Raw genomic sequence first — 12,525 nt, 5'->3', positions numbered from 1 at the left:
AGTCAGAAAATTTTACTATCCATCTACATCCGGCGTGCGCTTGAGAAAATGAATTAATCAAACTTACTTTTAACTTTTGACTTGCCCTTTATTCCCTATTACCTGTTAAATACTTTTTTCCAAAACTAACAAATCTTCTTTAATAGATGAAGTCCGACCACACCAATAACCATAAGATTTTTCTAGAATCTTAAAACCTCGTTCTTCTATCCATTTTAATAGTATATTCTCACTAAACCCAATCCCTTTCTCTGGCAAATTAATATCTATATTAAAATCATCCTCTATTTCATAAATAAGCTGTAGGGGCTTGGTTACCAAGCCCCTACTTTTACCTTTAGTAATCAACTCTTCTGATTCTGAATTGACTAAAAAGCAGATTAATAAACATCTCCCTCCAGATTGCAAAACTCGATATATTTCATCCAAATAATGACGAACTTCATCACTTTGTAAATGAGTAAATAAGTGAGAAATACAAACACAATTAAAACTAGCATCAGGATAAGGAAAAATAAAATTAGTTGCAGATATTTCTCCAGTAGGATTGTAGAGAGGATGATAAATATTATGCCAGTTAAAATTAAAGTTAGCTTTGCGATTAGTAATTTCTTTTTTTGCCGAGGCAATAAAGTTTTCTACTACATCAAAACCTTCATAACGACCAGAAGGTTGTAGGTAATGAACTAAGCCATAAGCAACTGTACCAATATTACAACCAACATCAAGAATATGGTCTGTTGGCTGCAAACCTAATCTCTGAATTAAATCTCCTAATAATTTGAAGGAAGTACGAATAAATTGACTACTGTCATCTTCTCCAATTATTTCTATAAATTTCTCGTCAGGCAGTGGTAAAAGTGGTGCTAATACTTTCAATATGACAATACCTTCACTACCTTGAAACTGAGGAATTAAAGCAATTAATGAATGTTTTAATTGATTAATTTGTTGTTGATTTAAAAGCACTTTAATACGGAATCTAGCATTACCAGAACCACATAAACTAGGGTGAACTTTCTCTACATCTGGACTAGGTATATTAATAGTTTTTTCAAAGAAACTAAACTCTTGATTCCCAATAGAAACTTTAAACCCTTCTAATATACCAGCATCTAGGGAAGCAACCCAACCAGATAAGCGTAAAACTTGATTTTTAATTATTACTTTATCTATAGAACCCCAAGTAAGCAAAGGATTAATTTTTCGTTTTTTGCCGATAATTTTTTGTTTACTAGAATAGTCTTGAGTATAGTATTGTATCTGGGATATTTTTCTCCGCTTCTGCCGTAAACTTAAAGCCTCTTGATAAAGTTCTATATCTTCCTGATTTATCGTCGATATTTTATTGACTATTTCTTGATTAGATAATACTTCTTCTAGTAATAACTTATATTCTGGATAGGGATTAGTATTTTGAGTTTCTAATTCATACTCTGGCCAATTTAGCATTGCTTTGAGTTCATATAAATCCTCACTAAAAAATTGTTGAATCCCGACAAAATAAAAATCTGTTAATTTCTGTTCTTGCACAAATTTTGATTTGATTAGATTTTGCATCTCCGGCTTTTCAGCAAATTCTCTAAATGTAAAATTTGATTCTTTGACAGGTGCTAAATTTTCTGTATCACTTTCTACTAATATTTGCCAAGTTTTCCAAAAAAAGTAAAGAGAAATCAACCGTTTTATCGGGTCTCTTAGCCAAATAATTTTTCTATACTCTGGAAATTTATTATCATATTTATGGCCAGGAAAATGACCATGAATTATTTTGACTCCAGGCTTGGGATTAGTTAACATTTTATGGCGTAAATCACCTCGATGTGGATAGTCAAAGAAAATCTCTTCTGGATGATATACTTGTCTCAAAACTTTTTTAAATGTTGTACCAGCAGTTTTTGGTACATGAATTGAAATAACTTTTGCGTTTACTTCTTCTGGTCGGTGAGGTTGATTTATCTCGCTCATTTTTCGATTAAATTTTTACAATAATATTGTGCTTAATTCGTAAGCATTCAGCTATTACCAGTCAGCTCATCCTGCGGAATGCTACGCAAACAGCTTTTTAATGAACTATGTGGTTCGATAGACTATTAAGGTTGACTAATAGACATCTCCAATAATAAAAAATCAAATCAATTATCCCACATAAATCATTAATTCTTTTCCCCTACTCCCTACTCCCTCTTTTCTGGAGATATCTAATATAATTTTACACATACTTTTAATTCTTGGAAATCTCTCAATTACTTTTTCCTCCCTTAATAGTAATAAAGCTGTTAATGAAGTTCCTCCGCAGGAGGCTAGCTGATAGCTGACCGCTGAATGCTTACATTAATTCTGGTTAATTTGAGATTTTGAAGCATCAATTTGAACCTGAATTTTTTCTAATTTAGACTTGTATTTTTCTAAGATTACCTGGTAGTTAGATAACTTTGAGTTAAGTTCAGTTTTTTTTTCTACAATTAGCAAATCTTGATAAGTAAAAGATTTGCGCCCACACCATGAACCATAATATTTGCCTACAATAGTTAAGCCACTTTCTTTTATCCAATCAATTAGTAGGGATTCTTGAAAACCTACAGTCTTTTCTGGCAGTTCTGGATCTAAACATAAACCACCTTCTATTTCATGAACTAAAGGCTGAGAACTTTTATCATCAGCAATTAATGTTTCAGTTTCATAGTTAATTAAAAAACAGGCAAATAAACACTTTCCTCCTACTTTTAAAACTCGCTGAATTTGATAGAAATAATGACGCATATCAATACTAGACAAATGATAAAAAAGATTACTAATACAAATCACATCAAAACTTGCTTCTGGATAGGGCAATATAAATTCTGTCATAGGCATAGTTCCCTTAGTATTACAAAGAGGATGATAAATATCGTGCCATTGAAAGTTAAAGCTAGGCTTTCTAGAAGTAATTTCTTGCTTTGCCCAATCAATTACTTTTTCTGAAAATTCAATACCTTCATAACGCGCTCTAGGTGTTAAGTAATAAGACAAACCATAGGCAATTTCACCTATTCCACAGCCTATATCAAGAATACTATCTCTAGGTTTGATACCTGTTCTTTGAATTAAATATCCTAACCACTTGAAAGCATTAGACCGAAAATTAAAAGAACTATTTCTATTAACTCGATCTATGTATTCTTTGCTAGGAAGCATAAAAGAAGGATTAAAGACATTAACCAAAATGCAACCTTCATAATTTTCCGCAATAGGAGTTAAAACAATTAGGAGGTTTTGATAGTTTTTTATATGTGTTTTATTAAGAGGTATTTCCAGATAAAATCTCGCTTTTCCTGACCCTTTTAATCTAGGGTGGGCTTTTTTTATTCTCGGACTTGCCATTCCTAGAGTTTGTTTAAAGTCTCTATATTCTTCACCTCCAATCAAAACTTTAAAGCTGCTGATAGGAATCAGATTTAGAGAAACTATCCAACCTGTTAATTTTAGGTATTCATTCTCAATCACTACTTTACCTAAATTTCCAATAGTTAGTAATGAGTTGGATTTTTCTAAGGAATATTTTACCTTGCTTTTCTCCTTGGCAACTGCTGCTAATGATTTCTTGAGTTGAGGAATATATCTGTGAATAGTTAAATCTTCTACTTCATTAAATATCACATCTTTCGATTCAAAATGCGACCATCGTCTCCGTTCGTTTTTATTTGCCTTACCTCGCATCATTTTTTTCATACTTTCTTCTTTTGAGCGAGTAGTATAATGATTTATTCTTATTTTTTTGATGGAATGTGTTGATGACCAAGGTCTGTTAATTGGTCGTTTATTTTCTGTGACTACTTTACCTTGGGAAAATACAAATTGATGAGGATTCAGCGGGCGAACTGTTTTTTCTGGTTGTATAATACATTTGATATGTTTATTCGGACCGAAACTTGTCTTAGCACGTTTAATAAAGTTTTCTATTTGTAATCCTTCTGGCTTTTTTTCATATCCTGAAGTACCAAAGTTTAGCCAATTAACTCCTAGGGCTGAAACGTCAGAAAATTCATCTATTATGTCTGTTATCTTATCTGCTACTGTGGGAAATAAAAATTCATCTAAGTCTATAAATGCTATCCATTCTGAGTCATATTTGTGATTATTTAAGCAATGGGTATAAGCAGAAATTTGCCCTGGTCTATCCGGCCAATTATAATAAATAACTTCACTATTTTGAATATAGAATTGCAAAATATCCTGAGTATTATCTGTGCTATTGTTATCGTATAAGTAGAATTTTTCTACACCAACTAATTTATGAAATTCTAGCCATTCTTCTAGATATAGACCTTCATCCTTCATAATTGCACATATACTTAATTTGCACTTTTCTCCTTTTTTGTTAAGGTAATCGCTTTCCACCTCTTCTATTAACTGATTTCCCTCTAAAGATTTGCCAATAATTTCATCATAATTCTCAGTAGTATTTGAGTCGATATTTGTGACTTCTGTTGTTTTTAATGCTGCTTTTAATTTAGGGATAAAACGTTGAATAGTTAAATCCTCTACATCATTACGGTCATGGTATTTTATTTCTCCTAGTTTTCTTTTTTTATTGACAGTTGCTCTACCCCTTTTTATCTTATTTAAAGCTTCTTCCATAGAGCGAGTAAAGTAATGATTAATTCTCACTTTTTTCACTGAATGTTTAGAAGAAATGTTCTCTGATAATTTTTCATGATTTTCGCTAACTGCTGCTCCATCATTAACATAAACAAAATGATGAGGAGTCGTACATTTAATCGTAAATTCACTCTGAACAATACATTTAAAATTTAGATTAGCCTTAAAATCTTCTTTAGCTCGTTTAGTAAAATTTTCTATTTGCAACCCTTCCGGTTTTTCCTGATGTCCTGATGTGCCAAAAATCAACCAATTAATCCCTACAGCCGGAACATCTGAGAACTCTTCTAATATTTCTCTTAAATCATTTTTTTCTGTGGGAAATAAAAATTCATCTAAATCTATAAATGCTATCCATTTTGATTCATTTTTATACTTTTTAAAAAAATGATTATATGCTTTCATTTGTTGACCATTTTGCACTGGCCAATTTTCCATAACTACTTCATTATTTTCTCTATACGGACGCACAATATCAAGAGTATTATCATTACTATTGTTGTTGTATAAATAAAACCTTTCAACACCAACTAACTTATGAAATTCTAACCACTCGACCAAATACGGTCCTTCATTTTTCATAATTGCACACACACTTAAAGTGGCTTTTTCTCTGGCTTGATTCATAGAAATATCTCCTAAGTTACAGACTAATGCTACAACTACGTTAATTTTTTGGCGACAAAGAACACGAGCAAGTGGACAAATCCTCAAATTATATGAGCAAACTTAGTCGCAGCCAACATCTTCCTAAGCTTATGAAATAAATTGTCTATTTCCAGCTATTGGCAAGCATACCAAAACTTTTATATTTATCCTCCGAGACACTCGTTTTGGGCAACAACAAATAGAACTCAGGGTTCTGACTGATGAATGTTCAGGTAATCTATCACAGATGTTTAAATCCTTTAGGATTGATAACTCTTAAACCTTTTTTGGAATTTATTTTTTTAGCTACTAATGGTAAATTTTTATGCCTTCCATGTAGAATTTTGACAGTTCCAAAAACAGCTCCGAGAAAAGGAAACCTGCAATTATATTCTGGGGCTAGAGTTGCTATTCTGAGTTGACTCTTATATAAAGCTTCTCTAAAAGTAGGCTGATCGAAATTAGGTGGATTATACCATTCTAACCAATTGGCAAAAAATTGTTCTACTTGAGGAGATTTTTTATATAAGATTACCCCTGAGTTGAACTGTTGAAAACTTTCAGGTACACCATTCTGAAAGCCCTTCATATTCAAGGGAGCATGAGCTACTCCAATGTCAAATTTATCTAAGAGTGCAAATATCTCTGAAAAGTCAGCAGAAATATAGGTATCTGTATCAATAAATAATGTGTAATCATAAGGTGATGCATACATATATTGAACTTTATCTACATGATTGTAATGAGGTTTTTCTATAACTACTACTTGCTCAAAGTTAGAATTTTTGATATCTTCATCGGCAAAAATTGTGACAGGCATCTGAGGCATTTGAGCTTTCAAACTAGCTACTGATTGACAGGCTTCACGAATATATTTTTCTCCAGTAGCAATATAAATTACGCCTATTGATTTGTCAGGTTTAATATGTAATTTTATGGAGCCAAGAGGTACACGGCTTTTATCTTTTAGTATGGCTTGTAATGTTAATTCTGATTCTTTTGGTAAACCAATTAATCCTATATCTGCGACAAAACCACTTGTTTTTGCCAGGGGAATTTGGGGATAAGCCTTTGCCACACCAGGACGTTTTTTATTAATAGATACTTTTTGAAGTAATTTACCATTGCTGAGAACTTCTACCGCTACTGCTTGAGAGCTTTTCCCCAAAATCCAACCAATAATTTCAATCTGATTATTGTCAGAATCAATTTTATCTCCTTTTTTTGGTCTATCTATATGGTATTTCAGTAGATTTTGGGAATCAATTTTGGCAAAGCTAATATCTATAATTTCTATTTTTGCTTGTGGTTTTACTTCAGGTAATTGTTTTTCATGTTGATCAGAATCTGGTTTTTGCCACCAATAGGTAGCTTTTTGAATCTTAGTCTTACTAACAGTTTTGGTCAATTGCCAATCTCTTAACAAATTATATGCTGGTTTGTACCTCTCTCTTTGTGCATCATCTACCATCAATATTCCACCTTTTTTTAAAACTGTCATTGATGCTTCAAGACATTCTGCTCGATCGCGACCGTCTACTATAATCAAGTCGAAAAATTCACTCTTAAATTCTTGGCAAACTGTATGATATGGTCTAGCAAGTAGTCTAAAGTCCACTGGATTACAACTATTATCAGCTTGGAGATAATTTGTAACTTTTTTATACCACTCTATATCATGCTCAATAGAAACGAGTTTTTTAGTTAGCTTTGATAACCAAACTGTGGAAATACCACTGCCAAATTCCAATACTTTAGCGTTCGGTTTTTGCCGCAAAAAGTTCTCTAAAAAATTAACCGCATCTTTAGTTAAAACTGGAACAGTTCTTTTCGACTTTGGTTTTTTTGCCACTAAGTCATCATTGCTAAATTTCATATTTATTTCTCCATTAGATGAGGAAAATGGTTTTGAGTCTAGCTGTGAATGTATTTTCTCTAGCTGAGACTGATAGTTATCTAATTTCTCTTTGAATTCAGACATTAATATCTGTTCCTTTTGTTGTAAATTATGTGCTTGATTTTGTTCTTGGTCAGCACTCATATCCCAATTAAACTTTATACCCAAATATTCTTCTAGCCTTTGATTATAAGGTTGAAAATATTTGCCAAGACTAGAGCGCATTTTTTGATCTATTGGCTGATAAGATCGTTCATTGTATTTCCTGTTATTTATTACTTGATGATTAGGTAAGCCTAAAAAATTAAATACCTGTGTTAGTATAACATTTGGGTTATCATAAAAATCTTCGCTTTTGAGAATTAAGAACTGTTCTCTAGGAAAAATACTCATCCATTTTTCTAATTGTTCAATGTAAATCCCTCTTTCTAAATAGCTGTAGTTTCTATGAAATAAACTTCTATAATTTTCATCAGAGATGAGTTTTTCTTTTTCTAGATTCAATCTTTCTGGTTCTTTTTCAATTGCTTGTCTGAAAGGTAAAGGTTCTCGTTTTTTACTAATTCCTCGATTATGATGATAATGAGATACCGCTCTATCTACAGGATTTCTGAGAAGCACAATTAGTTTAACATCTGGTAACAAATTAAACATTCTCTGGGGAGTATATGGATCTACTAAATAATCTGGCGTAGCTTCCCCAGTAATGAGATTTTTTCCATTAGGAATTGTGGGAAAATGAGATAAATACCAATCTACTCCTTCTGCTTTTTTGTTGTTTACTGGTTTAGAAAACCAATTAAAAAAATGCAATTCTTTCATTGCTGCAGGTAAAATTTGTGGATGCTCAATCATATAGTTATACAAGGAAGTTGTACCACACTTTTGAGCGCCTATAATGATAAAATTAGGTAAAGTCATCTTGATATTATGAAACCTCTCTATATTTTTAGATATTGTCTTTAATTCAATAATTTATATTTGATATACAGTGGCAGAAAAAATTGATAATATTTAAGCATTCAGCTCTTAGCAGTCAGCTATCAGCAACAAAGCCATGAATAATTACTGCTAGGGTTAAGGGAGGGTAGTTTGGCAGTAACTTTTTATTCTCTCTCAATTTCTCAATTGTTTTTACCTCCTCCTCTCATCAATAACTGATATAGCGCTATGCGCAAGTCAGAAGTCAGAAGTAATTCCTAACTGAATTTGAGCATTTATAAATGTCCGCGCCCTATTTGCGTAGTGCTATAGCTAATAGCTGACGGCTGAATGCTTACGATAATATTTTTGAAATTATTGTTGCCTCTTCCTAGCCAATTGAACTACAAATTCCTATAGTCATTTATAAATGAGAACCTCAAAATCAAATTTGATCTAGGCCGAAATAATAAAATATAGCTACCTATAGTATCCTAAATTAAATACAAATATGCACTCCCAGTTAAATCCAAAAACGATAGCAGTTGAAAATCTCCAACAGGCAGAAACCTATTTGGCCAAAGGAAAATTAGATAAAGCCCAGGCAGCTTGTCAAAAAGTCTTAGCAGCACTACCAGACTTTGCCCCTGGGCACAAAATACAAGGAAACATTAGCCTTGCTATGGGCCAAGTAGAAGAAGCTATGGGTTGGTACAAAAAAGCCCTTGCTGCTCAACCTGATTGGGCAGAAGTCCATGCTAATATGGGTAGTCTATATGCTATGCAAAAGCAGTGGCAGCTGGCTATAGCCTCTTATCAAAAAGCGATCGCCCTCAAACCAAACATTGCTGGATTTTACCGAAACTTAGCAAAAATTTGGCAGTTGCTAGGTAAACTAAAGTTAGCTGCTGAGTGTTCTTATCAAGTATTAACTCTAGAGCCAAAGTCGGCAACAGCATCAGAATGTTTAAGTCTAGGTAAAGCTCTTTTTGACCATCAGAAGTTGAGTGAAGCGATCGCTTGTTATAGGCGAGCAATTGAGTTAAATCCTAATTTATTTAGAGCTTATCATTTATTAGGAGATGCTTTGGCAAGTCAGGGTAGTTTGGATGAAGCAATTAGCTATTATCAAAAAGCTGTAAAGCTCCAACCTAATACATGGATAGCTTATCAAAAAATAGGGAAAGTTTTACTAGAAAAACGTGACTTTTCGGAAGCTGTTGTTTCTTTTCAGAGCGCTATAGAAATCAATCCTAATTCTCTGTGGTCTTACCAAAAATTAGGTGTGGCTTGGATGAAATTAAAAAATTGGGATGGAGCAATTAATGCTTACCGTAAGACTATAGAGTTTAATTCTCAAAATGGTTTTTTTTACAACAATTTGGGGTTGGCTTTATCTGAACAAAAGCAATGGTCAGAAGCAGTTGATGCCTACAAAAGTGCGATTGAATTACAGCCAAATAATTCTGGGTTTTATCATAATTTAGGTAAAGTTTTATCAAAGCAAGGCAAGAAGGAAGAAGCGATCGCCTGCTACTCAAAGGTAATTGAATTAAATCCAACTAACGGTGATGCTTACTATTTATGGGGAGAAATATTACGAGAAACAGGGAGGTTTGCTGAAGCTTTAGATATTTACCAAAAAGGGTTAGAAATTTTACCTACAAAATCTCAATTTTTCGCTAAACTTAAATCTTTACTGTCACAGCAGAAGCAAAGTCTAATAGAAGATTACCGTAGTTGTGCAAAAGACCACAAACAAACTGGAAATTTAACAGAAGCAATTCAGGCTTATCAGAAAGTTACTGAACTTCAGCCTCAAAATTCAGACTATTATGAACTAGGGATGTTGTGGATGGAAAAACAAGATTGGGAGGCAACACTTTTATGCTATGAAAAAGTTTTATTTTTAGATAAAAAGTCTAGCAAAGAGAGTCAAATTTCCAAATACCTCTTGTTAGGAGTGTCTTTGGTGAAAAATGGAAAAATCAAACAGGTTATTGATTGTTATCATCGAGTTTTCCAGAAAAATTTGCAGAATTTATGGTGGTATTATTGGTTAAGTATTAGTTTGTCAGAAGTAGGCTTAATTCCAGAAGCAGTTAGTTTGTTTAAGGAATGGCCTAAACCACAGTATTACTTATTACCAAAGCAAAAAATTAATAATAATTCTCCCGATTCAATCTACGATAAAATCTGGAATTGGTTTAATCAAAAAAATACCAAAGAATTAGATTTAGATATAGAGAATATAAATTCTGAGAATTTGGAAACAGAAGCAGATAAAATTAAAAATTATTTTGCTAAACATAAAATTGTAATATTTAATATCAAAAAACTCACAGAATCAGAGCAAGAGCATCTTCAAACATTGGGAATATCTTTAGAGTATCTACAAATCATTGCTCTAGAAAATAATGAGCTAGAAAATATTTATATCAATTATTTTGATCAAGAATTACCAGTTAATCCTCTCAAAAGAATACAGCATTATCCCCATAGAAAACTATCTACTCCAGATCACCGTCTAAATAGTGGAGTAGAATTTAGCCAGACCATAGTAGAATTCCAATATATGTATGCTGTAGATCCAATCACTGGTAATCTAATCAGGTCTAATGAATCTTTTTATCTTCAAGACCTCACAATTATTTATCGTTTCGTGGGTGCAGAAGTATTTTATATATTAGCAGGTAGTTTTGGTGGCTGGAAAATATCTTTGTATATTCCTAAATTTGAGATAGCTATAATATTATCAAATAAAGCTCCCCATACTATTAAACAAACTCAGGGTAATTATAATGCCTTGAAGGCTTATTTTGTTACTTATTTTAGAGAAGTTAAACAATATATTCATTCCCAACAGCCAAGATTGTTAACATCAATTGTTGGTTTCCGACCCAATCTAGGACACTTTTTTTGGCAAGAACTTAATGGAATATATTATTTATACAAAAATCTTTTGTTAGACCGGATAGATTGTTTAGCAATAGGAAACTCTCAACACTTAGAAGTGACAGAAATTTTTCCCGAACTCAAAAATAAAAAACAGTTAATTCTGCGAGATTTGTCAGAAATCAAAAAGTTCCAGTTATTATTGAAAAATAACTGTTTATGTTTGAGGATGGCGGAACATTTTATTACTCAAGAATATGTTGCTAGAATATATGATGTTGCTTGGCATAAATGCAGTGAAAACTTCAAAGAAGTCTTGCCAAATAGAGAAAATAATCAAGAGTGTTTCCCTCTACTCTGGGTAAACATTCGGGCGCACAATAAAAGTTGGATATCACAAGAGAAAGGATATGCAAATATCATCAATAAATTAAGTGAAGATTTTCCCACTATCGGGGTGGTTTTTGATGGCTGGATTGATTGTAATGAAATAGTAGAAAATATTTTTAAACTGCTAAAACAAGATATAAAAATATATAATACATTGGGTTGTCCTTTACATGAAAGTATAGTTTGGGCACACCAAATTTATGCTTATATTTGTGTGCTTGGTTCGGGATTAGTAATTACATCATGGTTAAGTGATAAACCTGGTGTAGCTTATGCTAATCAAGGTCATCTTAAACAACAAAACTTTTGGTCGCGTGTGAAAGAAAATGCTATAGTTCCCTCTTTTTTGAGATATCAAGATATTAAAGAACTACAGAAAGGAGCCTATGGAAATTATGAAATTAATTGGCAAACTATATATCAAAGAATATTTAAGATTCTCAAAAAAGTTGAAAAGGAAAAACTAATGGCTAAAGACAAAAACTAAAAATAAGTAGAAGATATTATGATGGTTGCTAGCCAACTTTGAATAAATAAGCAGGTGGGTTTAATTAAGTGTAAAATGTCATTGCGAGGAGGAACGACGAAGCAATCCTAATTACTTTACTAGGTATACTCTGCCAACTTTTTTCGCCTTGGATGCAGCATATTATATTTATTTATGTCTACCTACATAAAAATTACAGCAAATTCCAGGTATATGAAGTACAGGTATTAAAAATTAAATGTTCCTAGTGCGAGCATCTTGCTCGCTTCGGGGTGTACCTCACCAAGGTGGAATCCGCTGTATATTTATTTCTGCCTACCTACATAAAAATATAGATGCAATCTAAAACAATATTAGTTGTCACAACAATTTCATCACCCAATAAAGCTTTAAGAGAATTGGCAGTAGGCTGTCAGTTATACCACTGGAATTTCATAATTATTGGTGATACAAAAACACCAAGTGACTTTTCTTTGGTTAAACTAAAAACTGGAAAAAATGAAATATTAGATAATCTCAGAAAATGCTACGATACTCTCATTAAAAATGAAATATTTCCATCAAAAGAGGGTGATTTACTAGAAGTTTGGCTCAAAGATATAAATTCAGTAATCAAAAGAAAATAGTCTCTAGATCAAAAAAAATC

The 12,525-nt window shown here is 32.4% G+C and carries 5 protein-coding genes; 2 read left to right on the top strand and 3 right to left on the bottom strand.

Features of this window, described 5'->3' with window-relative positions:
- Positions 1 to 105: 105 nt before the first annotated feature.
- From ACP6PM_RS06605 to ACP6PM_RS06595, 3 genes are all read right to left on the bottom strand, one after another.
- Complete coding sequence (locus ACP6PM_RS06605; protein ID WP_426582975.1) at positions 106 to 1,968, bottom strand: methyltransferase domain-containing protein; 1,863 nt, start codon at positions 1,966 to 1,968, stop codon at positions 106 to 108.
- A 366-nt stretch (positions 1,969 to 2,334) separates the two neighbouring features.
- Complete coding sequence (locus tag ACP6PM_RS06600; RefSeq protein WP_426582973.1) at positions 2,335 to 5,355, bottom strand: glycosyltransferase family 92 protein; 3,021 nt, start codon at positions 5,353 to 5,355, stop codon at positions 2,335 to 2,337.
- Between the two features lie 175 nt (positions 5,356 to 5,530).
- Positions 5,531 to 8,107 (bottom strand): sulfotransferase domain-containing protein, encoded by a 2,577-nt coding sequence (locus tag ACP6PM_RS06595; RefSeq protein WP_426582971.1) that lies wholly within the window; start codon positions 8,105 to 8,107, stop codon positions 5,531 to 5,533.
- 511 nt (positions 8,108 to 8,618) lie between these two features.
- Here ACP6PM_RS06595 and ACP6PM_RS06590 point away from each other — a divergent pair.
- Entirely contained in the window at positions 8,619 to 11,879 is a 3,261-nt protein-coding gene (locus tag ACP6PM_RS06590) for a tetratricopeptide repeat protein (RefSeq protein WP_426582969.1), read from the top strand.
- A 335-nt stretch (positions 11,880 to 12,214) separates the two neighbouring features.
- Positions 12,215 to 12,505, top strand: a complete 291-nt coding sequence (locus ACP6PM_RS06585) for a hypothetical protein (RefSeq protein ID WP_426582968.1) — start codon at positions 12,215 to 12,217, stop codon at positions 12,503 to 12,505.
- Positions 12,506 to 12,525: the final 20 nt, after the last annotated feature.

The sequence above is a fragment of the Dapis brunnea BLCC-M229 genome, assembly GCF_050015995.1.
GTDB lineage: Bacteria > Cyanobacteriota > Cyanobacteriia > Cyanobacteriales > Microcoleaceae > Trichodesmium.
The sequence above is the reverse complement of the archived record's forward strand: the minus strand, read 5'-3'. Positions and strand labels throughout refer to the sequence as shown.

Excerpts from the sequence above, each read along its gene's own strand:
- ACP6PM_RS06605 (WP_426582975.1), bottom strand. The coding sequence starts at position 1,968 with ATGAGCGAGATAAATCAACCTCACCGACCAGAAGAAGTAAACGCAAAA.
- ACP6PM_RS06595 (WP_426582971.1), bottom strand. The coding sequence starts at position 8,107 with ATGACTTTACCTAATTTTATCATTATAGGCGCTCAAAAGTGTGGTACA.
- ACP6PM_RS06590 (WP_426582969.1), top strand. The coding sequence starts at position 8,619 with ATGCACTCCCAGTTAAATCCAAAAACGATAGCAGTTGAAAATCTCCAA.
- ACP6PM_RS06585 (WP_426582968.1), top strand. The coding sequence starts at position 12,215 with ATGCAATCTAAAACAATATTAGTTGTCACAACAATTTCATCACCCAAT.